The sequence below is a fragment of the Paenibacillus sp. 598K genome (assembly GCF_003851045.1).
GTDB lineage: Bacteria > Bacillota > Bacilli > Paenibacillales > Paenibacillaceae > Paenibacillus_D.
Genome location: NZ_BFBX01000001.1, coordinates 121,541 through 147,278 on the forward strand (window position 1 = coordinate 121,541; position 25,738 = coordinate 147,278).

At 59.6% G+C, this 25,738-nt stretch carries 18 protein-coding genes and 1 pseudogene; 14 read left to right on the forward strand and 5 right to left on the reverse strand.

Annotated elements, in window-relative coordinates; genetic code table 11:
• The first annotated feature begins 22 nt into the window (after positions 1 to 22).
• Together PA598K_RS00485 and PA598K_RS00490 are read left to right on the forward strand one after the other, a co-directional pair.
• Entirely contained in the window at positions 23 to 1,831 is a 1,809-nt protein-coding gene (locus PA598K_RS00485; protein WP_128654965.1) for a cache domain-containing sensor histidine kinase, read from the forward strand.
• Entirely contained in the window at positions 1,828 to 3,513 is a 1,686-nt protein-coding gene (locus PA598K_RS00490; RefSeq protein WP_128654966.1) for a response regulator, read from the forward strand. The genes PA598K_RS00485 and PA598K_RS00490 overlap by 4 nt, the downstream gene beginning before the upstream one ends.
• A 118-nt stretch (positions 3,514 to 3,631) precedes the next feature.
• Here PA598K_RS00490 and PA598K_RS00495 read toward each other — a convergent pair whose 3' ends face one another.
• Entirely contained in the window at positions 3,632 to 4,012 is a 381-nt protein-coding gene (locus tag PA598K_RS00495; protein WP_128654967.1) for an STAS/SEC14 domain-containing protein, read from the reverse strand.
• Positions 4,013 to 4,104: 92 nt separating this feature from the next.
• Positions 4,105 to 4,815 carry a YwiC-like family protein gene (locus PA598K_RS00500; RefSeq protein WP_128654968.1) on the reverse strand — a complete coding sequence of 237 codons (711 nt, stop codon included), beginning with the start codon at positions 4,813 to 4,815 and terminating at the stop codon, positions 4,105 to 4,107.
• Positions 4,816 to 5,094: 279 nt separating this feature from the next.
• Between PA598K_RS00500 and yqeK the strand changes: the two genes are divergently transcribed.
• Positions 5,095 to 5,715 (forward strand): bis(5'-nucleosyl)-tetraphosphatase (symmetrical) YqeK, encoded by a 621-nt coding sequence (gene yqeK / locus PA598K_RS00505; RefSeq protein ID WP_128654969.1) that lies wholly within the window; start codon positions 5,095 to 5,097, stop codon positions 5,713 to 5,715.
• Between the two features lie 69 nt (positions 5,716 to 5,784).
• A pseudogene (locus PA598K_RS38945) lies at positions 5,785 to 5,964 on the forward strand (GNAT family N-acetyltransferase); the annotation flags it as partial.
• A 169-nt stretch (positions 5,965 to 6,133) separates the two neighbouring features.
• Here the strand turns inward: PA598K_RS38945 and PA598K_RS00515 are convergent.
• Positions 6,134 to 7,042, reverse strand: a complete 909-nt coding sequence (locus PA598K_RS00515; protein ID WP_260405207.1) for an AraC family transcriptional regulator — start codon at positions 7,040 to 7,042, stop codon at positions 6,134 to 6,136.
• Positions 7,043 to 7,145: 103 nt separating this feature from the next.
• Positions 7,146 to 8,117, reverse strand: coding sequence for a DUF1861 family protein (locus PA598K_RS00520; protein WP_128654972.1), 972 nt, complete (start codon positions 8,115 to 8,117; stop codon positions 7,146 to 7,148).
• A gap of 153 nt (positions 8,118 to 8,270) precedes the next feature.
• Between PA598K_RS00520 and PA598K_RS00525 the strand changes: the two genes are divergently transcribed.
• The 8 genes from PA598K_RS00525 (at position 8,271) to PA598K_RS00560 (ending at position 23,250) form a co-directional block, all read left to right on the forward strand.
• Entirely contained in the window at positions 8,271 to 9,248 is a 978-nt protein-coding gene (locus tag PA598K_RS00525) for an AraC family transcriptional regulator (protein WP_185601391.1), read from the forward strand.
• A 185-nt stretch (positions 9,249 to 9,433) separates the two neighbouring features.
• Entirely contained in the window at positions 9,434 to 14,278 is a 4,845-nt protein-coding gene (locus tag PA598K_RS00530; protein ID WP_185601392.1) for a carbohydrate-binding protein, read from the forward strand.
• 128 nt (positions 14,279 to 14,406) lie between these two features.
• On the forward strand, positions 14,407 to 15,327 hold the full coding sequence (locus tag PA598K_RS00535; protein WP_128654975.1) for an ABC transporter permease: 921 nt from the start codon (positions 14,407 to 14,409) through the stop codon (positions 15,325 to 15,327).
• Positions 15,328 to 15,336: 9 nt separating this feature from the next.
• A complete protein-coding gene (locus PA598K_RS00540; RefSeq protein WP_128654976.1) occupies positions 15,337 to 16,230 on the forward strand; it encodes a carbohydrate ABC transporter permease in 894 nt (297 codons plus the stop codon).
• A gap of 138 nt (positions 16,231 to 16,368) precedes the next feature.
• Positions 16,369 to 17,895, forward strand: a complete 1,527-nt coding sequence (locus PA598K_RS00545; protein ID WP_128654977.1) for an ABC transporter substrate-binding protein — start codon at positions 16,369 to 16,371, stop codon at positions 17,893 to 17,895.
• 70 nt (positions 17,896 to 17,965) lie between these two features.
• The gene (locus tag PA598K_RS00550; protein WP_128654978.1) at positions 17,966 to 20,281 is read left to right on the forward strand and encodes an AraC family transcriptional regulator; all 2,316 of its coding nucleotides are present in this window, start codon (positions 17,966 to 17,968) and stop codon (positions 20,279 to 20,281) included.
• Between the two features lie 18 nt (positions 20,282 to 20,299).
• Positions 20,300 to 21,292, forward strand: coding sequence for a glycoside hydrolase family 130 protein (locus PA598K_RS00555; RefSeq protein ID WP_128654979.1), 993 nt, complete (start codon positions 20,300 to 20,302; stop codon positions 21,290 to 21,292).
• Positions 21,293 to 21,369: 77 nt separating this feature from the next.
• The gene (locus PA598K_RS00560; RefSeq protein WP_128654980.1) at positions 21,370 to 23,250 is read left to right on the forward strand and encodes an ADP-ribosylglycohydrolase family protein; all 1,881 of its coding nucleotides are present in this window, start codon (positions 21,370 to 21,372) and stop codon (positions 23,248 to 23,250) included.
• A 127-nt stretch (positions 23,251 to 23,377) separates the two neighbouring features.
• Here the strand turns inward: PA598K_RS00560 and PA598K_RS00565 are convergent, their stop codons facing one another.
• Complete coding sequence (locus PA598K_RS00565) at positions 23,378 to 24,364, reverse strand: glycerophosphodiester phosphodiesterase family protein (RefSeq protein WP_260405203.1); 987 nt, start codon at positions 24,362 to 24,364, stop codon at positions 23,378 to 23,380.
• Between the two features lie 185 nt (positions 24,365 to 24,549).
• Between PA598K_RS00565 and PA598K_RS00570 the strand changes: the two genes are divergently transcribed.
• Positions 24,550 to 25,101 carry an AAA family ATPase gene (locus tag PA598K_RS00570; protein ID WP_185601394.1) on the forward strand — a complete coding sequence of 184 codons (552 nt, stop codon included), beginning with the start codon at positions 24,550 to 24,552 and terminating at the stop codon, positions 25,099 to 25,101.
• Positions 25,088 to 25,720, forward strand: a complete 633-nt coding sequence (locus PA598K_RS00575) for an NUDIX hydrolase (protein ID WP_128654981.1) — start codon at positions 25,088 to 25,090, stop codon at positions 25,718 to 25,720. The genes PA598K_RS00570 and PA598K_RS00575 overlap by 14 nt, the downstream gene beginning before the upstream one ends.
• Positions 25,721 to 25,738: the final 18 nt, after the last annotated feature.

Consider the following 25,738-nt stretch of genomic DNA (forward strand, 5'->3'; position numbering starts at 1 on the left):
CCACGTGCGAGGGTGTTGACGGATGAAGCGAATATACCAGTGGTACCAGAGACGAAGGAGCGGGCGGCGGCGGAAGCTGGCGACGCTGATGATTGCCTGCTTCTTCACGTTGAATCTGCTGTTCCTGCTGGCGATCAGCTTGCTGGCCTACCGATCCTTCTCCGAGGTGACCTTCACGGAGATTAGTCGGGCGCGACTGGCTTTGCTCGACGAGAGCTCGGGCCGCGGCTTCGACTTTATGACCAATATGACACGGACGGCGTACTCGGTCATCAGCAACAAGGAAGTAAAGGAGCGGCTCGAGGAGAGTCCGGCGTCGGATTACGACACGCTGGTCAGACGCCGCGAGATCTCCGAGTTGCTCCATCATACGCTGGTCGTGAATAACGAGATCAGCTCGATCGAGATCTATAGCGATCTGTTCAATCGATTGCCGTACAGCGGCACCGATCTCGTCTACCCGACAGCAACGATCGCCAGCGAGCGCTGGTTCGCCCGTCTGCGACAAGCCGACGCCGTCTGGATCTCGGAGCTGGAGAGCGCCTCGTCCGACGCCTTAATCGGCTACGCCCAGCATATGTTCGACAGTCAGGGACGGACGGTCGGCTATCTGGTCGTCCGGATGTCGCAGCAGGCTGTGCTCAGCCACTTCGCCGACCTCCCGATGGCGATGGATGGACAGGTGATGATCGTCGACTCGGCGGGCCGTATCGTAGCTGCGGTCCATGCCGACTCCAGCGCGTCCGAGGACCGGCCGGATCTAGGCTGGCTGCGCGAGCATGCTGCGGGGTCCAGCGGCTATGAGAGGATGAGAATCGATGGCCAGTCGACGCTGGCGCTCTACTCCAGGCCCAGCTCTGTACAATGGCGGCTCGTCCAGCTCATCCCGACGCGCGTCTTGCTCGCCTCGACCGATAAGGCGGGCTGGATGGTGCTTGGACTCGGTGCGCTCATCCTGCTCCTGTCGGTGCTGCTCACTTATCTGTTCGTCTCGGCGATGATCCGGCCGCTGCGGCGGCTGATGATGGAGATGCGGCGGCTCGAGCGCGGCGACTTTGGCGCGCGTGCAGCAAGCGGCTTCACAGAGGAATATGAGCAGCTCTCCTATAGCTTCAACCATATGGTCAGCCAGCTTCGGACGTCGATCGAGGAGACGGAGCGGGAGAGCAAGGCGAGGCGCGACGCCCAGACCAGTCTGCTCGAGGCGCAGATCAAGCCGCACTTCCTGTACAACACGCTGGATATGATCCACTGGCGGGCGATGGACTATCAGGCCAAGGACATCAGCTATATGATCACCCAGCTCGGGAAGCTGCTGCGGATCGGTCTGAGCGGCGGCAAGATCTTCATCCGGCTGCGCGACGAGCTGGAGCATGCGCGCTGTTATGTACGGATCCAGCAAGAGCGCCTGCCATTCTCTATCGTCTACAACGAGCAGATCGCTCCGCAACTGGGCGGCTGTTATATCCCCAAGATCATCCTTCAGCCGCTCATCGAAAATGCCGTCCTCTACGCCAAGCCGCAGCAGCCGGAAGCTGCGCTCGTCATCGAGCTGACGGCGCGGCTGCAACAGAGCCGCCCCGGTCAGCCTCCCGCTATCGTGCTGGAGCTGTGCGACAATGGGCAAGGGCTGCCGGAGGGATGGGATATGGAGCAGGCGCAGGGCATCGGCATCCGCAACGTGCATCAGCGGATCGCGCTGTATTGCGGCGCTTACTACGGATTGCAATTGACCAATCGCGCGTCAGGCGGCGTACTCGCCACCTATCGGCTGCCGGTCATCGAGACCGAGGAGCAGCTGCAGCAATGGCTGGAGGTGAATAATCGATGAGAACCGTCATGCTGGTCGACGACGAATCTCATATCGTCGATGCGCTCAGCCGTCATGTCGGCTGGGAGCGCTTGCAGCTGCGCGTCGTCTGTACAGCTGCGGACGGCGAGGAGGCGTATCGGCAGTTCCTGGCTGTGCGGCCGGAGCTGATCATCACCGATGTCAATATGCCGGGGATGAACGGACTGGAGCTGGCGGAGGCGCTGCGCGCCGAGGACGCCGAGCTGCCGATCGTCATCCTGAGCGGCTTTGACGAGTTCGAGCATGCGCGGCAGGCGATGCGGTTCGGCGTGCATCACTTCCTGCTGAAGCCTGCCAGCGTCATCGAGATCGAAGCCGTGCTGGAGGAGATCGTCCAGGAGTTGGACACAGCAGAGGAGAAGCGACGGCTCGAGGAACGCTATCGTCACGAGTTGGACCGGATGCTGCCTTACCTGCGGGAGAAGTTCCTGTACGACCTGCTGACGACCCGCTACCAGAGCCATGAGCTGGATGAGGAGCGGCTCGCCTTCCTCGGTATCCGGATGCCGAGACAGGCAATAGCAGTCAGTCTGCGGATCACCCGTCCGGCGCTGCTCGTCCGCCTCGGCGAGCGGGACTGGCAACTGCTGAGGTTCGGAGCAGACAACATGCTGCGCGAGCTGCTGCAAGAGATGACGACGGGGACGTCGGTGCAGGGCGATCTTGTGAATGACTCGGATAATCTGTTCGTTCTGCTGCTGATGGACACAGAGGATACAGAGGATACAAAGGATACAGGCCAGGCTGGGGAGATAGAGACGGCAGATCAGGAGGATGAGGCGGAACGGCTAGCCGAGCTCGCCGAGCGGCTCGCGCTGAGCGCTACGGAGAAGATCGCAGCGCTGCTGAAGATCGAGGCGGTGGCCGGGATCGGCGCTAGCCGCAGCAGCCTGCACGAGCTCATCGACTCGTACCTGGAAAGCCGCTCGGCGCTGGAGGCAGCAGAGTTTCTGGGGGCAAGCCGCGTCCATCCGTATACGGAGTGGGCCAAGCTCGACACTGACTTCGATCGGTACGGCTCGCTGTTGAAGCGGTGGAGCGAGACCGTCGCGGCCCGCGAGCCGGAGAAGGTGCGAGAGCTATGGCGCGAGCTGCATGAGCGATTGCGCGGCGAGTCCGGCGGCTCGATGGTCGACGTCCAGACGATCTGCGTCAGCCTGTTCAGCTCGCTCATGCTCAGTTGGAATGATGCTTTCCCGCAGCAGGAGCCGCCTTGCTCGATGAGCCGCTTCCTGCAGGAGATTCAGCAGCAGTTTAGCCTCGAACGGCTGACCGGCTGGCTGGACGGGCTGATCTGCGGCTGGCTGGAGCAGATGACGCAGGAGCTGTCGGGCCGTCGCGGCAACCGGCTGGTCGATTGCGTGGAGCGTTATGTCGAGGAGCACTACAGCCGCGAGATCAGCTTTGCCGCGATCGCCGCCGAGCTGTTCGTTCACCCGAAGTACTTGAGCCAGTTATTCAAGCGGGTGACTGGGCAGAATTTCGTCCAATATCTGAACAACTACCGCGTCCGCAAGGCGATCCACTATCTCCAGTCCGGTCAGCACATGATCTACGAGGTTAGCGAGATGGTCGGCTTCAACAACCCGACCTACTTCAGCCAGGTGTTCAAGATGATTACCGGCAAGAGCCCGTCAGAGTATGTGAGGGGAAGCGTGTAGGAGGGAGCGGTGGATCTGACTCCTGGTGCCGCTTTCCTGTATGTTAGTTGCATCTACCCCAAAATTTACCTAAAAAATTAAAGTACCCGTTGATTCCGATCAACGGGTACAGTTCATCTTATTCGCTTGAATATCCATTCAACCACGCTATAGCCTCATCATGCGCCTCAAAAAACCTCACCGATTCTTTCGTGTTGGACTGCTGCAAGTGCGTGAGAATTTCCCCTGCTTCCATAACAAAAGCAATGGCTGCGCTGTGGCTCAATAACGTCTCATTGAAAAACTTGTCTTTCCATTCCTTTTGAACGGAAAAATGGTCGGGCGTGTAGCCCTGGCGATCGACCAGCAATTTGTATGACCGTCCCTCGGCGATGAAGGACTGGCAAGCGGCTTCAAACCCTTGAAACCATGCAGCGACATCAGCAATAGTGATGCGCCCTGTAAGCTGGGTAACGATGACACCGCCAGTGCAGGTTGTGCTGATATGAGCTGTATTCAATAGGTATTCATCTCTCCCTTATCCTCTAGTATGCGCGAAAACGGTCATGTAGGCAACCTGTAGGCAGCTTGAGGACAATGTACAGGGATAGGCTAGATCGCACCCAGCCCGGCAGCGACCATCATCGCGGAGAAGACGATCTCCAGGATGCCCGTCTGCTTGACCGTCAGCCCCAATCTTGGCGCGATGGCGGCGCGGGCCAGCAAGACGCACAGGAAGGGAAGGACTGCGAACGGCAACAACAACCCCCAGACGACAAAGCCGACATGGTACAGGATGGAGGCGCGGTAGTAGACAGGGTTGTTTTTCTCCCTGATGATCGTCTTGACATAGAGAGCGGTTCCGATAAAGTAGAGCAGCGCCAGAGCGAATAACAACCCTGCCAGCCGCCATGAATCGCCGTCCCCAACATACACCACAGGGAACACGATGAGGCAAAACGAGACGATGGCGGCGATGTCATTGATGAGCGCTCGCTCCCGACGCTTCCTCGCATAGTACGCGTTGACTCCGAAGAGTGGCAGGAAGAGCAAGGCGAACCAGAGCAGCCCGGGCTTGGCGATGATCATCGCAGCGGCGCATGGGACGAGCAGCGCGGCGTAGACGAGCACCGGCTTGCGATAACGCTCTGCCCGCCTCGTCTTCACCCATTGCAGCAGCGGGAAGCTGAACAAATAGACGAGCAGCCAGCAGACGAACAGCAGCAGATGCAACCACGTAATCTTCGTGACCATCAGTCCATAGACAAATGGCAGCGCCAGCATCGACCAGGCGCCGTGTTGATTCGGGATATAATATTTCATGGTAGAACCCCTCCACGCAGTAACGAGAATGACTTCAAATGTTCGTACCCTTTTAGCCCTAGTCCTTCAATAAGATCCTATCCATTGTAAGGCCAAATCTGGATCTGAAACGTGATTGAGGACACAGCATGGCGCGCCTATTCCGAAATGGATAGCAAATCCAGATTTTTGAAACGAAAGCTTGGTTCGCCTCGTTAATTACGAGTGTGGAGCGTATGCATGCCGGTTTTAAAGCCGGCAATGCGTCCTTCGATACTTTTACATAAGCGAGGTTATGAGATGAATCAAGCGTTTAAAACTTATATTACTGTGGAGCTTACGGGTATCCTGGAAACCGATATAGCTGCGGTTTTCCGTGCGCATGGCGACGAGGAGACGCTGGATCATGTCCTCAAGGTGGCGTCTGAAGCAAAGCGGATCGCCGGTCGGTTCGGCGTCGATGCGCGTCAAGCCGAGATCGCGGCGCTGCTGCATGATATTAGCAATGTGATCCCTGTGGGCGAGATGCTGACAGTCGCTGCGCAATTGTCCGTCGAGGTCGCTCCGGAGGAGCGCCTTTATCCTCGTATTATCCATCAGAAGCTGTCGCGGACGATGGCGGCCTGCGCCTTTGGCATTACAGACCGAGACATCCTCTCGGCAATCGAGTGCCACACGACATTGAAGCCTGGCGCTTCGCAGCTTGACAAGGTACTCTTCATCGCGGACAAGATCTCCTGGGACTTGCCCGGGGAGCATCCCGAACTGGCGGCGATCCGAGCCAAGGTGGAGGAGGGGCAGCTCGACGAGGCTGTGCTGCTTTATCTCGATCATGTATGGTCGCAGCGCGACCAGTTGAAGCTGGTCCATGAATGGCTGATCCAGGCAAGAGCGGAGATGAGGGAATCCATACTTCATTAATATCATTAACTACCTCGGGTTGTATGGGGCTGCACGGTATAATTGCGGGAGGAGAAGGTCGCCCGGCCCGTGTTGACTGATAGGACATTAAATATTAATGACATTAAATATATAGAGTCGAAGGGTCGCGGTTACGGGCTTGAAGCTGTCGCACTGCTCCTGGATTGTGCTTTTCGTTCGCTGGGGGCGCACAAGGTTGTTGCCATGTGCAACGCTCATAATGTGAGGTCTATACGATTAATGGAGCAAGTGGGAATGCAAAGAGAAGGCATCTTCCGACAAGAGCTTCAGTGGAAAGAGCAATGGTGCGATCAATATTTCTATGCGCTGCTGGAGAGCGAGTGGCAGTCGGGCGATAGATGATGCGCGTTTAATAAAGTGCAAGCTTTTCAAAAAAAATCATTACCCCGACACGCTCTCATAATTGAGGCGGGTCGGGGCGATGGCGGTTGCGATAGGCTTGCGGAGTGACGCCTACATGTCGCTTGAAAAGCCGACCGAAGTACGAAGGGTCCTGGAACCCCGCCTCTGCGGCAATCTCGCTAATGGTACGAGAGCTGGCCGATAGCAGGCGGCAGGCGCGCTGGATACGCAGCTGCTGGACATAGGTCGTCATCGTCAGGCCCGCATACCTTTTGAAGATGGAGCACAGGTACTCATACTTGCGGTCCATCAGCTCCTCGAGCTGGCTGGCTGTCAGCTCCTTGTCGTAATATTCGTCCAGGATATTGACGATCCGGCGATACAAGACAAACGAGCCAGGCAAGGCAGGATCGACATAATGCTGTTGCAGCAGCCCGCTGGCGAGCAGCTCGAGCACCGTCCACAGCTTGATCGCCAGACGGAGCTGGTAGTAGGCTTGCGGGCGCCGCAGCTCCGCGACGAGTTGCTCCAGCAGCAGCGATATCTCGAAGCGGCGCGACGTCTCCATGCGGGCGGCCAGCCAGAGTGGGACGCCGTTGGCGGCTGTGGTGCGCAGCTCGCCGGAGGAGAACTCCGGCAAAGGCGGGGCGGTCTTGGCGATTGTACCATCCTTCGAATGCGACAGCAGCGGCTCTGGATCGATGGCGAATTGGACCCAGAAGAAGCCGCTGTGCTCGTCGATTGGTTTCCAACCGCAATGGCGCTGCCATGGCAGCAGGAACAGGCATTCGCCCGCGTGCACGGTTAGCCGCTCCTCCTCCACCTGCAGATAGATCGGACCGTCGGTGACGACGATGAGCTCATAGTAGGGGTTGGCATGCCACTTCTCATAGAAGCCGTCATTGCCCCGATGGACATTGGCCCACTTCACTTCGAGCCGCGCCAGACTGGAGATCGATAGCATAGTCACCCGGACACCTCTCATTTTTTTTGCCGACAGATCTTAATCCTGTCCCTTATCGTCGACAATGCAATGTTGATATGATAAGGGCATTATAGCATATCGCTCAGTCGCCGACCTTGGAGAAGTCGACGATGCGGCCGAACTCGCGGAACGGATCGTCGATGACGATCCGGCCCGTCTCCGTATCGCCCAGTCCGCTGTACAGCTCGGCTTTGCCATCGGCACGCATCACGATGCCTGCGGCAAAGGCGCACTCGGCGAGCCGGGGCTTTTTGGCCGGACCGGACGGGTAGGAAGCGCGAGTGCCGATGATGCGGACATCGTGCAACTCGAGCGTCGTCGGATCGAAGACGAAGGACAGGTTATGATACGCCCACAGCAGCTCGCCCTCGGCGCTCCGCGTCTCATGTCCGATATGTCCGATCGCGCCGATCAGCCCGCTGTCGAGATAATAAGCCTGATTGCAGCCGCCCCACTCATCGGGACCAAACAGATGGGGGATGTAAGGCGCAGACGCGATGACCTCGGCAGACAGCTCCTCCAGCCGGTCGATGATCGTAAAGCCGACGAGCGAGAGGCTCCCGTACCGGCTGCGGATGTCCTCGCCCTTCGGCCTGGAGAAGACGCCGATCCGTCCACCCGGCAGCTCGACCAACCGAATATCCTTCATCCCTGCGGGCCCGGTCGTAAAGTAGGTCAGGTCAGTCAGCTCGCGTCCGCGATAAAAGTAGCCGAAAACGGTGTCGATCTTTCCTTTGCTGAAGCGGACATGCGTGCCCCCGAGCACCAGCTCGTCCCCGATCCGCGACACGAACGGGTCTTCGAGCTGGTAGGGCATCGCCTCAGGTACCGCTGCCCATACATCGTCGTGCTGCCATTCGAACAGTCGGACCCAGGAGCGCGCCCAGTTCGAGCGTCGCTCCAGTCGGCCATACAGGTAACGACGACCATTCCATTCAAACGGAACGGAGATGTTGTACACATCGAAGTCATCGGCGCCATGGAAGGTGAGCTTTGCGCTTTCGTAGACCGTGTCGGACTGGAAGCGTCGCAGTTGTGCAGCCAAATCATACATGAGTAAAAGTCTCCTCTTGAACAAGTAATAGTACTTCTTTCGCTTCCATAGTAGACGAGTGGCCCGTCTTCCGTCTTATCCGATTTTGACCGCGATTCCGTTATTTTGACCTGACAGCAAGAACGAATGCCACAAGGATCGGAGGACCAACAGATGACGATTCCCCAATTGCAAGCGAGCGTTGGCATTGACCCGGCGGCCGAGGCGCATTGTCGGCGGCTCAATTCCGTGGATGAGACGAGCGGTCGCCATACCCATGATTTTTTTGAGGTGTTCCTAGTGCTGCATGGCAGTGTCGTCCATAACATTAACGGCGAGCGGGAGCGGCTGGAGTCGAATACGCTCGTTTTCATCCGAGACCGGGACGTACATTGCTACGAGCGAACGGAGGAGGGGGATTGTCAGTTGCTCAACCTGTCCTTCTACAAACGGATGCTGGACGACTTGTTCGATTATCTGGGCGACGGCATCCCGCGCGCCCTGCTGCTGGGACGTGAAGATCCGCCGGCCATCCTGCTGTCACAGGCTGAGACGGACGAGCTGCATGCCCGGATGGGGGTGCTCCATTCCATCGAGCGCACTGACAAGTCTGGCATGCGAGCGCAGACGAGGGCGTTGCTCGCCGAGCTGTTCGCGCACTATCTGCCGCGAGCAGCCGTTGCATCGACAGCTCCTGCGCCGCGCTCTCCTGTGGAATCCCGCGTGGTCAGCGGAATGAAAGGTAATGGGGAGGCCTCCATCGCTGTTGCCATGAACGCCGCTGCGAGCGCCGTCGCAGGCGTTGCCGCGGCTGCGTCAGCTCAGCCGCCCTCCTGGCTGACCGAGCTGACGGAGGCAGTGGAGCGACAGGCGCATTACATCGAGGGCGTACCGGCGCTGGTTCGACTCTCCGGCAAGTCTCACGCCTATCTGTGCAGAGCCTTCAAGAAGCATAAGGCGATGACGCCTGTTCAGTATATTAACGGCTTGCGGCTTGCCGATGCCGAGCGGCTGCTGGCGGCTACGTCGCTCCCGATTGTGGAGATCGGGCTGGAGTGCGGGTTCGAGAGTACAGGTCATTTTTACAGCCTGTTCAAAAAGCAGTACGGTACGCCGCCCCACGCTTACCGACTACGTCAGGCCGACGCTTGACTGTACAATCCGACCTTGCCCCCAGCCGCTCGAGTATAGCGATCGTCACATAATACAGTTTCTCTACTGCAAGCCCCTGACCTAGTATGAGAGTGGCAGAAGGGAGGGAAGCGCAGAAGGCCGGCCCCGCAAGCGACGCTATCCGGTCCGAGTCCACCACTACCATCGTAAAGGGGAAGGGTAACGTGAACAACAAGAACAAGCTGAAGACGCTCCTCCGCAAGTCAACCTGGATGTTATGCGCGCTAACTGTACTGTCTGTGATGGTCAGCCTCGTCGCGCCAAGCATCATCGTCCTAACTGTCAAGGCGAGCAGCCCTGGCACCGAGCTGTATGTATCGTCGTCAGCCGCTGGCGCTGAGGAGGGTACGTTGGCTGCGCCATTCCACTCGCTCGCGGCGGCCAGAGACGCGGTCCGTCTGCTGATCGCGGACGGAATGGACGAGGATATCACCGTCTATGTGCGCGGCGGCGAATACCCGCTATCCTCGATGCTTGTGTTCGACGAGCGCGACTCCGGTCGGGACGGCCACACGATCACGTATCGCAGCTATCCCGGCGAGACGCCGACGATCATCGGCGGCGCACCGCTCTCGGGATGGGAGAGTGTCGGCGGCGGCATTTACAGCGCCGAGGTCGGGAGCCTACGCTTCCAGACGTTGTACGAGAACGGCGAGCGTGCCGTCAAGGCTCGCTATCCCGACAAAGGCGAGCCGAGAGAAGGCTATCTGACGGTCGCCGAGGAGGCTGAGACCGAGCCGGCGCAGCAGTTCCGCTTTGCTGCGGGCGATCTGCCGACGCTGACGACCACTGCCGGTCTGGAGCTGTTCATCTGGCCGGGCGACGGCATCAGTTGGACATCGGATACGCTGCGCGTGCAGTCGATCAACTATACGACGCGTACTGTCGCGCTGCAATCGCCGGCTACCTACCCGCTCGGACCGGGCGCGCGATATTATATCCAAGGCGCGCTGGAGCTGCTGGATCAGCCGGGCGAGTTTTACCTCGACGATGCCCAAGGCAAAGTGTACTACAAACCGAAAGCGCTTCCGATCGATGATCAGCTCATCGTTGCGCCGGCAATGAGCCGGTTGATCGCCTTCAAGGGCGGCAGCCAGACGACGCCGGTGGAGCATATCCGTTGGATTGGCATGACGTTGCAGGACAGCGATTTTGCCCCGAATGCGCAGGATGGTCTCATCTATATGGAGAACGCCCGCTCGATCGAGGTGTCGGACAATGTAATCCGCAACGGCGGCATCCATGCGATGTATCTATTCGGATGGAATCAGCAGCATACGATCAGCGGCAATCTCATCTATAACATCGGACATACGGGGGTGCAGATTCAGTCTGCCAGCTCCTGGGCTTCCCATCCGTATATCAGCAAGCAGAACACGGTGACCAATAATCATATCCGCGACGTCGGCCAACTGGTCGGACATGGCGCAGGCATCCAGCTCGTCGGCAGCGGCGACAACACCGTGTCGCATAATTTGATCCACGAGGCGCCGCGGTATGCGATCAGCCTCAAGGGGATGACGCCGGGCAATATTATCGGCAAGACGATCGACGGCATCGTCGTCACGGCCGCCAATGCCAAGGAATTCGCCAACTCCAAAAACAATATCATCGAATACAACGAGGTGTACAACGTCAACACTGATTCGCAGGATACCGGCATGATCGAGGCGTGGGGTGCGGGGCTCGGCAATGTGATCCGCTACAACCGTCTGCACCATAGCGGCATCCATTTCTCATTCGGCTTTGGCATCTACCTCGATGACCACTCGGATGACTTCATCATCGCCTACAATGTGATCGATCACCTGCAGGTAGAGGGCGACGGCGAGCTGTACAGTCCGATCCGCGTCAAAGGGACGAGCAACCGGATTATCGGCAATGTCGTCGCCGACAATCCGAACGCCAAGCGCGGCGTCATCGGACTCTCGGGCAATTATGGCGATTCGCCCGCAGCGGGCGGAGCGGCTCAGTACAAGGGCAATATCCTGTACAACAACGGCAACACACTGTATACCTTCAACGACTGGACGCCGACCCGGCTGGCCGGCTCGGACGATAATCTGTTCTACAATGCCTCCGGCCAGTACAATGTCACGGGCGTCACGGGCGTGTCTTACCTGGAGCAATGGCTCGCCTACGAGCATGGACGTTATGATGCTGCCTCGCAGGTTGCTGCTCCGCTGTTCATGAATCCGGCGCAAGCCGATTATCGGCTCAGCTATCTGTCGCCGGCCTATACGCTGGGATGGCAGGATATCGACTATGCGAGCATCGGCCTGACGGACACGTTCCGCTATGCCGAGACGAGCGATCCGCTCGATCGGCTCTATATCGCTACGGCAGATCATCGCAGTTATGCGTCGATGCCTGCATCGGGGACAACAGCGCTGCAGCTGCTCGGGCGTACAGAGACCGGCTATGTTGCGGATCTGACCGACGCCGACATCAGCTTCGCCAGCGACGATACGGCTGTCGCGACCGTCGATGCGAGCGGCGTCGTCACCGGCGTAAGCAACGGCGTCGCCAGGATCACCGCAACGGTCGAGCTGGACGGCCGCATCGTGAGTGCAGCGTTCGATGTGCTCGTGGATGATGAGCTGTCGGCGATCGGGCTGACGAGCGGCCGAACGGTGCTGGAGATCGACGAGCAGGCCAGTCTTCGCACCATCGCCTCCACTCTGCACGGGGCCCGGCAGGTGCTGAACAATGGCGATGTAAGCTTCGTCAGCGACGCGCCGGGTATCGCGACCGTGGATAGCGCAGGTGTCGTCGAGGCGCAGGCGGCAGGCTCTGCGACGATCACGGCGACCTATACTGCAGGCGGGCAGACGTATACTGCGCAAATGCCGATCTCGGTGCGCGCAAGCCGGCTTGGCTCGGTCCAGCTTACGGCTCAGCCGGTGCTGACGGAGGGCGACACGGCAGCCTATACGCTCAGCGGTCAGATGACCGACGGTACGGCTGCCGACCTGAGCAGCGCTACGCTGGCCGCTTCGGCGACGCCGGGCGGCGTCGTCAGCGTCGACACGACAGCGGGCGAGGTGACGGCTGTCGCCGAGGGGCGTGCCCGGATATCGATCGCCGTGACGCTGGATGGCGTCGCACTGACGGCGGTCGGCGAGACCGTCGTCTTCCCGGCGACGACGCCAGCCGTGCCGTCCCCATGGCAAGTGACGACCTTTGGCACGGCCCAAGGGTATGCGCAATGGAGCGGCGGCGAGCCGACCAAGCTGATCAGCAGCGGCGACAACATCTGGGGCGCATCGGACTCGTTCAGCTATGCGTATCGCGACGCCGAGCCGACGGGCGATGAGTCGAGCGTATCGATCGGCGCCAAGCTGCACTCGCTCGTGGAGACGGACAAGGATGCCGCAGCAGGTCTGATGTTCCGCGACGGCACGTCGGCCTCGGCCAACAATGTCAACCTGCGAGTCATCCCGGGCGGCGGGCTGCGCCTGACGTACCGCAACGCTGACCATCCCGGCACGAGCTTCATCATGGGACCGACGGTCAGCCTGCCTGTGGAGATCAAGCTGACTAAGGAAGCTGATACGTACATCGGCTATTACAAGCGTGGCGGCGTATGGACCGAGGTCGGCAGGGCAACGATGGAGTCGACGCATCCGTTGACGGCTGGTCTGGCCGTATTCTCGCATGACTCATTGCCGACCGAAGCGGTATTCTCCCAGGTCGCGCTGCAGGAGGCACCGCTGCAATGGTCAAGCCTGCGTCTGACTGCACCGACCGAACGGCTATGGGCAAGCGGTCAGACGACATCGCTGACGGCGGAGGGCGTCACAGCAGCCGGTACGACGATCGACATCCCGCTAAGCTCCGTTGCCTTCAACAGCAGCGATACATCGGTCGCAACCGTCGATGCGACAGGGACGGTAACGTCGACCGGCTATGGCACAGCCGTCATCAGCGCCTCTGCGACGATCCAGGGGACGACGGTGACCGGATCGCTGACGATCCAGGTCATCCAGCCGCGCCAGGCGTATGCGACGATCCAGGCCGAGTCGGCCGATGTCGTGCAAGGACTGACCAAGTATACGACGATCATCGGCGGCACGACGCCGTCGAGCTGGGCGAGCTACAAGGACGTCGACTTCGGCGCATCCGGCCCGGCGCAGTTCGAGCTGCGCGTAGCCGTACCGCTGGAATACGCAGGCAAGACGGTGCAAGTGCGGCTGGATAGCCAGACCGGACCGACGATCGCTACGATGACGATCCAGAGCACCGGCGGCTGGTCGACGATGCAGACGCAATCGGCGTCGATGAATGGCGACGTCACTGGCGTGCATGATGTCTATCTGTACTTTGCCAATGGCGGGGCGGGCAATATCGACTGGTTCCGCTTCTATGAAGAGGCGGACACAACGGCGCTGACGTCTGCGATCGCGGAGGCTGAGACGCTGCTTGGCACCGCTGTCGTCGGCACTGCGCCAGGGCAATATCCGCCATCGGCGGCCGCTGCGTTGCAGACGGCAATCGAGACGGCGGAGGATGCGGCGGCGACGCAGCTGACGCAGCAGCAAGCGAATGCGGCGACGAGCGAGCTGCAATCCGCGATGGCGACCTTCCGCGCTGCGATCATCGTCCCGGTGCGCGATCCATACAGCAGCATCCAGGCCGAGTCGGCGGATGAGGTGCATGGGCTGACCAAATATTCGACGATCATCGGCGGCACGACGCCGTCGAGCTGGGCGAGATATCGCCGCCTCGACTTCGGCGCATCCGGCCCGGATCGGTTCGAGGTTCGCGTCGCTGTTCCGGCCCAATATGCGGGCAAGACGATCGAGGTCCGCCTGGATAGCCCGACCGGGACGACGATCGGCTCGCTCGTCGTGGCGAGCACGGGCGACTGGGGCACGATGACGGTGCAAGGCGTCGATCTGACGCTGCCGACCGGCATCTCCGGCGAGCATGACGTCTATCTGTATTTTGCCAACGGTGGAGCGGGCAATATCGATTGGTTCCGATTCTATGAGGCCGATCAGCCATAAAATCCAGCTGTGGTGCGGGTTTGTAGAGTAAAGCACTGATTGTACAGTATCCAAAACCGCCGATGATCGGGCACAATGGGGTCGCAAGCTGATACGAGAAAGTCAGCGAGAAGGAGGAAGATGACCCTATGAGACGAATCGGGCGGGAATGGAAACTGTGGATGAAACATCGGGCGCTGTTCACGCTGTCGCTGCCCGGCGTGCTGTATCTGCTCATCATCGCCTACATTCCGATGGCCGGCATCGTGGTAGCCTTCAAGGACTACCGCTACGATCTGGGCATTGCGGGCAGCGAGTGGATCGGCTTCAAGAACTTCGAGTTCCTGTTCGCGTCGGAGGCGACGCTGATCATTACCCGCAACACCGTGCTGTACAATGCAAGCTACATCCTCATCGGCACGAGCGCGGCGCTGTTGCTTGCCCTGCTGATGAACGAGATTACTGGCAGATGGGTCCGCTATTATCAGACCGCGATGTTCCTGCCTCACTTTCTGTCCTGGGTCGTGGTCGGCTACGTCACGTACGCCTTCCTCGACCAGCAGAACGGCTTTGCCAACCAGATCATGGCGTGGCTCGGCCTGCAGAGCCGAGACTGGTATTTCGAGCCTGAGCCTTGGCCATATCTGCTTAATCTCGTCCATCTGTGGAAGACCGTCGGCTTCTCCGCGCTCGTCTATTATGCCGGCATTATGGGGATCGACAGCGACTACTACGAGGCGGCCAAGCTTGACGGGGCGAACCGGCTGCAGATGGCGCTTCGGATTACGCTGCCGATGCTGACGCCGCTCGTGCTGATCCTGCTGATCGTCTCGATCGGTCAGATGTTCAGAGGCGACTTTGGTCTGCACTACTTCATCCCGAACAACTCGGGACTGATCTACAGCACGACCGATGTCATCGATACGTACGTGTACAGAGCGCTTCGCATGATCGGCGACATCGGCATGTCGTCTGCGGTCGGCGTCTACCAGTCGGTCGTCGGACTGATCCTGGTCTTCTCCGCCAATGCGATCATTCGCAAGATCAATCCGGACAACTCGTTATGGTAGGAGGAGACTATGCAATCGACTACAACGACGCAGCGGCTCACAAGCCTCGGCATTAATCTGTTCTTCATCGTCGTCACGCTGGCTATCGTCCTGCCTATGGCGCTCATCGTCATGGTGTCCTTGTCATCGGAGCGTTCGATTATCGAGCATGGCTATCAGTTCTGGCCGCAGCAGTGGAGCTTGGAGGCATACCGGTATATTTTCGATGCGCCGGGCATCCTGCTGCGCGCCTACGGCGTGACGATTCTGGTGTGCGTGGCGGGCACGTTTGGCGGCCTCATGATTACCTCGTCAATCGCCTACGTTATCTCGCGCAGAGATTATCGTTATGCTGGCGCGACGACATTTTATGTCTTTTTCACGATGCTGTTCAGCGGCGGTCTTGTGCCGTTCTACATCCTGATGACCCAGTATCTGCATCTTAAGGACAGTCTGCTGGCGCTCATCATCCCGGGCTTGCTCAGTCCGTTTTATGTCATGGTCATGAAGGGCTTCCTGATGAAAATCCCGCATGAGATCGTCGAGTCGGCGCGTATCGACGGCGCATCGGAGTGGCGGACATACGTATCCATCATCCTGCCGCTTGCCAAGCCAGCCTTGGCGACGATCGGACTGTTCATCTCTTTTGGCTACTGGAACGAATGGTTCAACGCGATGCTGTTCATCGACAACAATCGGCTCGTGCCATTGCAACTGCTGCTCGTGCGCATCCTGAACACGATCGACTTCCTGGCGGTCAATCAGGAGTTCGTCGGCTCGCTTGGCATCGATATGACGGCATTCCCGTCGCTGTCGATCCGGATGGCAATGGCGATTGTCGTCGCCGGCCCGATCATGTTTGTCTTTCCGTTTTTCCAGCGCTACTTCGTCAAAGGTCTGACGGTTGGCGCGCTGAAGGGCTAGGGCGTGTCTGCACACCCGCTCAGGGGTATCTAAGACCGAGGCAACGCCTGGACCGGCTGCGGCCGTGATCAAAATCGAACGCTAGGCGAGTACCGGTCCAGTTATTATAATGAAGCTAATACAGGGAGGGTTTTGGTCTTGAACACCAAAAACAAACGAAAACTGACCGTCATCACAGGTATGATCGCTGTCTTGCTCCTCGGCGCATGCAGCAGCAACGGCGGGGGGACGACAGCGGCCCCGACGCCGGCCAATCCGGACAAGGAGACCAACCAGACAACCAACGAAGGCGAGGGCGCTTCGCTCGAGGAAGTAACGCTGAACTGGTATTATCCGCAGCCAAGCGAGCAGACGGATCTGAGGTCGGTCGAGGAAGCGGTCAACCAGATTACGATGGACAAGCTGAACGCGAAGGTGAAGCTGAATCCGGTGGACTTCGGCGACTATGAGCAAAAGCTGAACACCGTATTCGCCGCCGGAGCAAGCGACGTCGATCTGGTCTGGACGTCCAACTGGAGCTTCGTCTACAATAAAAACGCTTCCAAGGGCGCTTTCCTCGATGTGACCGAGCTGCTGGACGCGCATGGCCAGCATATTAAAGCAAGCATGCCGGAGTTCGTATGGGACGATGTGCGTCTGAGCGACGCGCTCTATGCGGTCCCGAACTATCAGATCGCGGCCAAGCGGGCTGGCGTCGTCATCCAGAAGCGATTCGTGGACAAGTATAATCTCGATGTCGCGTCGATCAAGAAGCTGTCTGATCTGGAGCCGTTCTTCGACCAGCTGTTGCAGCAGGAGGAAGGCATCATCCCGTTCGGCACGAACACCAACTTTATGATCCCGGATGTCGACGGCATCTACTCCAACGGCAATTATTCGTACTATCGCAACGACGATTCGATGAAGCTGTTCGACATCTACGCTAGCCCGGAGTACAAGGCTCAGGTGGAGCTGGCTCATCGCTGGTATACGAAGGGGTATATCAACCAGGATGCGGCGACGCTCAAGGACCGCTCGACGCTGCTGGCCAAGGGCAATGTGGCCTCAAGCATCGACGTCACGCTCAAGCCGGGCGGCGAGGCGGAGGCTCAGAAGCAATTCGGCGGCCAGGAGGTCGTATTCGTGCCGCTGACGCCAGCCGAGTTCACCGGCGTACAGCCGTCCATGACGGCGATCAGCCGCAACTCCAAGCAGCCGGAGCGGGCGATGATGCTGCTCGACCTGGTCAACTCGGACAGCGAGTTGTACAATCTGCTCAGCTTCGGCATCGAGGGCAAGCACTATACGAAGATCGGCGACAATACGATCCAACTGATCGCGGACAGCGGGTATGCGCCGCTCACCAACTGGGTGTTCGGCAACATTATGAACGGCTACCTGCTCGAAGGCCAGCCTGCCGATATGTTCGAGCAGACCGCAGCCTTGAACGAGAGCGCCAAGGTGCCGGCGACGTTCGGATTTAACCCGAACCTGGATGCGATCAAGACCGAGGTCGCCAGCGTCAAGGCGGTCGAGGAGCAATACCTGAAGGCGCTCGGCGTCGGCGTCGGCGATCCGGCCAAGCTGTTGCCCGAGTTTATCGACAAGATGAAGAAGGCAGGCAGCGAGAAAATACTGGCCGAGAAGCAACGTCAGCTCGATGAGTGGCTGAAGACCAAACAATAACGGCAAGAGCGGTGCTCAGCGCGTCTTAGGCGCGCTGGGCGCCCTCCGCCATGTCAAGGGTGATCATCGTATGCGCGCCAAGCTGAGAACGAGAAAATACCTCCAAAAACTACTGCTGACAATCGTCTCGTTGGTCACAGTTTTCCTGCTGTCCGCTACCGGTACAGTATTTTACTATGCGGACCAGATCGTCAAGCGGACGCAGCAGGAAGCGAACGAAAAGGTTTTGGCGCAAATTTCCTACAACCTGCAATACATGAACGAAAGCATCAAAACGTTGGCGACCTCGATCTATTTTGACAATGACCTGAGCGGGCTGTTCTACGCCGACAACGAGACGATCGAGGCGCTCATGAAGGCCAAAAAGCTCGACAAAATCGTCAGCTCGACGTCGTTGCTGCACTCGATCCTCATCTACAATCAGGTGACGGATACGTTCTACGGGGGCGGAGATGTCAGCTACATGTCGCCTGCCGACGAGGTAATCGAAGCAGTCAAGTCCGTCATCCAGGGCGATGCGGCAGGCATCTCCAATATGAAGCTGGTGCCGCTGTATCCCGGCGGGCCCCCGACGGATGGGTCGGCAAGTCTGTTCTCTGTGTTCATGTACGACTCGCTGGACGTCTATCGGGGAGAGAGCATGCTCGTGCTCAACATCAAGCCCGACTGGATCATCGATAATGTCCAGGAGCTCAACGGCATGAATCACGCCTCCTCGTCGGTCTATATCGTCGATGCCAACGACCAGCCGCTCATCGTCAGCCCGGACCAGGCGATCCCGCCGTTCCCGGTGGACAGTGTGCGCCAGCAGGCGAACGACAAGCCGCTCGTCTACGATGCCGTGGTCGGCGAAGTCAAGTATCGGGTGACGACCTTGCCTGTCAGCGATATGGGCTGGAAGCTGGTCATCGTCGACAACTATGCGATCATCATGAAGCAGGTGACGCTGCTCAAGCAGATCTGTCTAGGCGTGACGCTGCTGTTCCTGGTCGCTTCGATCGCCGCTTCGTTCATCCTCTCCCGCCGGCTGTACAAGCCTGTCGACGACGCGCTCGAGCTGATCCGAGGCTACGGCGCGCAGGGGGGCGACAGCCTGCATCGCGACGAGTGGGGCTTCATCTCGGCGCACTACAGCAAGGCGATGGAAGAGATCGGCAAGGTGAAGCGCGACCAGGGTCAGATCATGAAGGCGTTCTATCTGCGGCGGCTGATCACGAACAGCGACTCGATGAACGAAGCCGAGTGGGAGCAGACGCTGCGGGACTACAGCTGCCCGGTCGATCTGGCCAAGCCGCTGCAACTGGTCGCGATCCAGCTGGATTTGCCCGGCTCGCGAGGAGGAGAGCTGCGGGGCTCCGAGCTGCAGCTGCTCATGTTTGCCGTCGGCAACATCGCTGAGGAGATCCTCGCGCAGCGGTTCGCATGCTGCGTCGCCGACACGCGGGGAGAGCGGTTGCTGCTCCTGCTCAATAGCGAGGGCGAGGAGCAGGAGAGCGAGCAGGCGCTGCTCGAGCTGTGCGGGCAGCTGCAGGATGTGGTGAGTGGCTACTACAAGCGCTCGATCAGCTGTGCGATCAGCGCCCGCTTCCGCTCCTATCGGGCGATCTCCGAGTACCATAATCAGGTCGTGCAGCAGCTCTCGTATCGGATGGTGTATGGCTATGGGGCGATGATCACGCCCGCCATGGTCGCATCCAACGTCGGCAACTATGACTTCCAACTGCCGGAGGAGCTGAGGAAGAAGTGGGTGAACGGCATCCAGGACGGCAATCTGGCGCAGGCCGGCGAGGCGCTGGATCAGATCCTCGAGCGGCTGTCGGCTTATGATTACGACTGTATCCTGCAGCATGTGCTCCAGCTGCTGCTCTTGCTCAAGCAGACCTTGCAGCAGATGAATCAGCATCGGATGCAAGCCTATGCGATCAACGACAGCGAGCTGTCCCGCACCGTGATGGAGCAGGGGACGCTGCGCGACGTCCGCCGTGTCCTGCATACAGCGCTCGAGGCGATTCACCGCACCCATGCGCCGAGCACCGACAGCAAGCATGAGATGATCGTCGAGGCGATCAAGGCCATCGTCCAGGGCAGCTACATGGACATGGGGCTCAATCTGGCGCATATCGCCGACACGGTACGGATGTCGGAAAATTATGTCGGCAAGCTGTTCCGGGCCAGCCAGGGGATGTCGATCGCCGATTACATCAACGAGGTGCGGCTGGAGCAGGCCCGCCTCCTGCTGGAGCAGACCGACATCACCGTGAACGGGATCATGGAGCGTGTCGGCTACGGCAATCAGAGCTATTTTTTTCGGCTGTTCAAGCGGAGGTTCGGCACGACGCCGAAGGAATACCGCTTCGCCAAATCCCGATTATTCGAAGAACAGTAACCCGCAATGGAGGTACATATGATCCAACCGATAACCGAACCGCTCCGCTCCAGTCCATGGATCGTCCGGCATCCGGCCAACCCAGTGCTGGACGCATCCCGCGTCCCTTATCCGACGGCGCTCGTCTTCAATGCAGGCGTCGCCAAGTTTAACGGCAAGTATGTCATGGTATTCCGCAACGACTACGGCTCACTGACTGAGCAGACGCTGGAGCCGGGCTCGACGACGGACCTCGGCATCGCCTTCAGCGAGGATGGCGTCCATTGGCAGGCCGGTCCGCGCCCATGCTTCCGCATGCATGACGAGGAGATCGTCCGCGCCTACGATCCCCGTCTGACCGTGATCGACGGTCGCTGCTATATGTGCTTTGCTGTCGATACGCTGCACGGCATCCGCGGCGGCATCGCGGTCACCGACGACTTCGAGACGTTCGAGGTGCTCAGCCTCTCCAGCCCCGATCTGCGCAATATGGTGCTGTTCCCGGAGCGGATCAACGACAAGTACGTGCGGCTCGAGCGTCCCTTCACCGTCTACAGTCGCGGCGGCCGGGACCGCTTCGACACCTGGATCTCCGAGTCGCCGGATCTGCGCTACTGGGGCAACTCCGATCTGCTGTTCGGCGTCGAGCATGTGCCGTTCGCCAATGACAAGGTCGGCCCCGCCGCGCCGCCGATCAAGACGCGCAAGGGCTGGCTGACGACGTTCCATGCGGTCGATCTCGATCCGGCGCGCGGCAAAAACGGCTGGGAGCCGAGCTGGCAGAAGCGCTACACGGCCGGGCTGATGCTGCTCGATCTGGACGATCCGAAGCGGGTGATCGGTCTGTGCAAGGAGCCGCTGCTCGTCCCCGAAGCCGACTACGAGGTGAGCGGAGGCTTCCGCAACAACGTCATCTTCCCGGGCGGCATGATCCTCGAGGAGGACGGCGAGGTGAAGCTGTACTACGGGGCGGCCGACGCGGTGGTCTGTCTGGCGACCGCCGATGTGGAGGACCTGCTGCGGCTGTTCTGAAGCGTACACTCAGGGTGTCCATACCCACACAAGAACAGGCTCGGATTCGGGCCTCGTTACTTTAGCTGGAGAGGCGGATGAAGGTGAATATTATTAATGAAGCAGACTACTATCGGATCGTATACGGAGGCTGGCTCGGCAAAAACATCGGCGGCACGCTGGGCGCGCCTGTCGAGGGAGCCAAGGAACTGCTGTCGCTGACATACTACCCGGAGCTGCCAGACGGCCCGTTGGAAAACGACGACCTCGACCTGCAGCTCGTCTGGCTGCATGCGCTCGAGCAATACGGCCCCGGACTGACGGCGCGCGAGCTGGGGCAGGAATGGCTGGACCATATCTTCTTCCCGTTCGACGAGTACGGGGTCGCGCTCACCAATCTGCGCCGAGGATTGCTGCCGCCGCTCAGCGGCGTCTTCAACAACCCGTTCAATGACTGCATGGGCTCGCCGATCCGCTCGGAGATCTGGGCGATGGTGTCGCCGGGCCTGCCGGAGCAAGCGGCGCGATACGCCTATGAGGACGCGATCGTCGACCATGCGGGCGGAGAGGGCGTGTACGGGGAGATGTTCTTCGCCGCGATCGAGAGCGCGATCTTCGTGGAGCAAGATCGCGACCGGCTGATCGCCATCGGTATGCGGTGTATCCCGACCGAGAGCCGCACCTATCGCGCGCTCGCGGACCTGCTGCGCTGGCACCAGGAGGGCAAGGACTGGATCGAGGCCCGGGCGCTTATCCTAGAGCATCACGGACATCACAACTTCACAGATGCTCCGCAGAATATCGCCTTTACGATCCTCGGCTGGCTGTATGGCAGCGACTTTGAGGATTGTATCCTGAAGGCGGTCAACTGCGGCTACGACACGGACTGCACGGCCGCGACGCTCGCCGCGATCCTCGGCATGCTGCTCGGGCCGGAGGGACTGCCGGACAAGTGGGTGCGGCCGGTCGGCGACCGGGTCGTCGTCAGCCCGCCGATCAACGGCTTCGACGCGCCGCGCGATCTGGACGAGCTGACACGCCGGACGATCTGGATCGGCAAGCAGGTGCTCGCCCACTGCGATGCAGGCGTCGTCATCAGCGCCGATCAGCCGAGCCGCTGGGAGGAGCGAGAGCTGGACATTGCCGGGCTGGAGTCGCTATGGAGCCGCTCGGCGACGAGTGCGCGCTACTTGCTGCCGCAGGGTACGCAGCGGCAGCCGCTGCTCGAGTTGCTCGTCGAGTATGGCGAGCAGGGGCCGGCCATCGGCGCAGGCCAGGAGCAGACGCTGCGTCTGACGCTCGTCAACCGCTCGCGGACGACGCTGACCGGCGAGCTGGCGTTGGAGCTGCCTGAGAACTGGCAAGGTCCGGACGCCAGGACGGTGACGCTGCAGCCGGACGAGCGGCTGAGCTGGGCGCAGTCGATCCGGGCGTCTGAGACGATGCGTGGCGACAGCGACCTCGTCCTGCGCTGGACGAGGCGGCATGACGGCGCGATCTGGTCTGTCGAGACGGTGACGCTGCGTCTACTGGCGGCCAGTGCCTGGACGGTCTGGGGACCGGGCGAGGGAGATGGAGATGGCGTGCGAGCCTTCGTAGCGGGCAACCGGATCGACTGGGAGCGGATCGCCGGGACCGAGGCGGACGGCGTCTACCGGGCGCGGACGACGCTGGACGTGCCGTCCGAGCGGTGCGTGCGCCTGATCGCTGCGGCGAACAGCCCGGTCCGGCTGACGCTGGAGGGCGAGACGCTCTTCGACTGCCGGACCGTGCCTGAGTTCATGCCCGCGTACCATCGGGCGCCGGAGGGGCAGCGGGCCGAGCGGGTCTTGCGCGCCGGCCGCTATAATCTGGAGGTCGAGGTGGAGCGCAGTGGCCAGCCGCTCGCAACCTATGTGCTGCCGGTTGCTCCGGCCGAGACGACGATGCCGGGCCCGCATTATTACTACACGGACATCGTGTTCGGCGCTGCGAGGTAGGCAGGGGATTTTATTAGCCGACAGTAAAAAGCAGACCATAAAAAGCCCGACGCTTGCTTTGCGAGCGCCGGGCTTTGCCATTCTCTGCGGTACTGAACGTTCAGGATAGCGGTGTGTTATCGGGATCTTAATCTGTCAGGGACCCTAATCTATCGATTCGATTGGTCCAGACATAGCCTTCATATTTTCGGGGAATCGAGGCCACGCTTTCCTCCGTGTCAAACCCCGAAGACAGCTGGCCATTCCCTTCCACGATTACTACGCGTGTATTGACGGCCTCCATACGCTTGTTGAATTTATATGGCCAGCCCCACAGCGCCCGGGCGTACTTGAGGGGGAGGTGCAGCTCCATATTATGCAGGGCTTTCGGGACATATCCCGTGAAGCCGATCAATTCGTATTGAAGAAGCGCTTTTTTCATCATGGCCATGGACAGCAGACGCAGAGACGGGCTCTGCTCTCTCAGATAGGCGATGCCCTCGTCATCGCCATAGACGGTAAGTTGAGCCAGCCGTTCTTGGGGCAAGGAGCGTAACTTTGACCAGAGCACCTCATAGGTTTCGACGTTTCCGTCCTTGACATGAATTAGCAGCTCTTTGTCGGGGAAGGCGTCAAAAACCTCGTCTATGGTCGGCATCAGGCCCACGCCTTTGCCCCGGAACGGGAACGTCTTTCCACCATCGGCAGTATAGCCATACCCGATATCCATCTGTCTCAGCTCTTCCATCGTGTAATCCCCAACCTCGCCTTCTCTATCTGTGCGGTAAGAGATCGGAGAGTCGTGAAAGACAGCCAGGATTTTGTCCGCGGACAGCTTGACATCAAATTCCACGACATCCGCTCCGTAATCAAAGGCGATTTGCATCGAAGCAATCGTGTTTTCGAGGTAGTCATGCTCCGGTTCATGTATGATAGCTGCTGTATTGGTACTCCAGTCCGTATTGGCCGCATCATACGTTTGGGCAAGTCCGCGATGGGCCAACAGCTTGAAGCCTTGATCGCCCGCGTAAAAAAGACTCGTGTTGTTCAACCAGATCAAAAGCGCAAGGAGCGCGAGGACTCCCCAAAACCGGCGACTTTTTATAAACCGGCGTTTCTTTTTCTCTTTGGACACCTTGTATTTCCCCCTAACTTCGTATATGCACCTATATGTTTGACGCTCTGGGGCGCTGAAAGTTTCAAAAAATGACAATGCAACGTTCGCTACAGTGCCTTGGTACATCCGACTAACAGAGGAGATTGGTGGTACGATCCAGAATACAGTAAGGAGCAAGTTGGACCTGCAAGGAGAGTCATGGAATGAAAATTCGTATCGTCGGCGCCTGTGGCAGCGGCAAAACGACGCTCGCGCGGACGTTGTCGCAAACGTATGATGTGCCGTATTATGAGCTGGACAATCTGACATGGGATCGGAGCGAGGGGCCCAGCCGGAGGCGGGCTGTCGAGGAGCGGGACCGCTTGCTGCAGGAGATCGTCTCCGCAGACAAATGGATCATCGAAGGCGCGCAGCATACGTGGGGGCGCGAGAGTCTGGAGCTGGCCGACGTCATCCTCATCCTGCAACCGCATCGTCTGCTCCGCGACTTCCGGGTCTTCCGCCGGTTCGTGCGGACGCGGCTCGGCCTGGAGGCGTCGCCTTATCGACAGACGTTCTCCGACCTGATCCGGATGCTGCGAGTATGGAATCGCGACTACGACCGCGAAGGGTATGCCATCGTTATGGAGCTGACCGAGCGCTGCGCCGACAAGCGCGCGGTCGTCAGCGATCAAGCGGAGGCGCTCGCCTATGTAGAGGCTTACCAATGCGAACAGACGAAACAAAGAGGAGTCGACAACGATGGCAAGCCATGAAATATTGGATATTTTCAACCCGGATCAGACCTGGATCGGCACGGCGAGCCGCGCCGAGGCGCATGCGAAGGGGCTATGGCATCAGACGTTCCACTGCTGGGTCATCGAGCCGCAGACCAAGCATGTCCTGCTGCAGCTGCGACATCGGGACAAAGATACCTTCCCCGGCAAGCTGGACGTATCGTCCGCCGGTCATCTGCTCGCGGGCGAGAGCGTCCGGGACGGCGTGCGCGAGCTGGAGGAGGAGCTGGGTTTGGCCGTACGATTCGAGGAGCTGCGCTATTGCGGCGTCGTGCCGCAGCAGAGTATCATCGCCGCCGACCTGATCGACCGGGAATTCAACCATGTGTTCCTGTATGCGTCGACCCAGCCGCTCGCCGCCTACCGGTTCCAGGAGGAGGAGATTTCGGGGCTCTACTACATCGGGCTGGATGACTTCCGGCAGCTAACGGCGAGCGAGATCAAGGAGGCATGGATTGAGGGCATACGGATTGATGAGACTACAGGAGTCCGGAGCGAGGATCGTCGTAGCATCGGCCTGCAAGATCTGACGCCGAACACAGAGGCATATTATGAGCTGTTGTTCGAGCAGGCCTTGGCAGCGGACGCTGAAGGGTAAGCAACTGATGCGACAAAT

Coding starts and splice junctions, on each gene's coding strand:
- PA598K_RS00570 (WP_185601394.1), top strand. CDS start 24,550: ATGAAAATTCGTATCGTCGGCGCCTGTGGCAGCGGCAAAACGACGCTC.
- PA598K_RS00520 (WP_128654972.1), bottom strand. CDS start 8,117: ATGTATGATTTGGCTGCACAACTGCGACGCTTCCAGTCCGACACGGTC.
- PA598K_RS00490 (WP_128654966.1), top strand. CDS start 1,828: ATGAGAACCGTCATGCTGGTCGACGACGAATCTCATATCGTCGATGCG.
- PA598K_RS00515 (WP_260405207.1), bottom strand. CDS start 7,042: ATGCTATCGATCTCCAGTCTGGCGCGGCTCGAAGTGAAGTGGGCCAAT.
- PA598K_RS00525 (WP_185601391.1), top strand. CDS start 8,271: ATGACGATTCCCCAATTGCAAGCGAGCGTTGGCATTGACCCGGCGGCC.
- PA598K_RS00535 (WP_128654975.1), top strand. CDS start 14,407: ATGAGACGAATCGGGCGGGAATGGAAACTGTGGATGAAACATCGGGCG.
- PA598K_RS00485 (WP_128654965.1), top strand. CDS start 23: ATGAAGCGAATATACCAGTGGTACCAGAGACGAAGGAGCGGGCGGCGG.
- PA598K_RS00575 (WP_128654981.1), top strand. CDS start 25,088: ATGGCAAGCCATGAAATATTGGATATTTTCAACCCGGATCAGACCTGG.
- PA598K_RS00555 (WP_128654979.1), top strand. CDS start 20,300: ATGATCCAACCGATAACCGAACCGCTCCGCTCCAGTCCATGGATCGTC.
- PA598K_RS00560 (WP_128654980.1), top strand. CDS start 21,370: ATGAAGGTGAATATTATTAATGAAGCAGACTACTATCGGATCGTATAC.
- PA598K_RS00540 (WP_128654976.1), top strand. CDS start 15,337: ATGCAATCGACTACAACGACGCAGCGGCTCACAAGCCTCGGCATTAAT.
- PA598K_RS00550 (WP_128654978.1), top strand. CDS start 17,966: ATGCGCGCCAAGCTGAGAACGAGAAAATACCTCCAAAAACTACTGCTG.
- PA598K_RS00500 (WP_128654968.1), bottom strand. CDS start 4,815: ATGAAATATTATATCCCGAATCAACACGGCGCCTGGTCGATGCTGGCG.
- yqeK (WP_128654969.1), top strand. CDS start 5,095: ATGAATCAAGCGTTTAAAACTTATATTACTGTGGAGCTTACGGGTATC.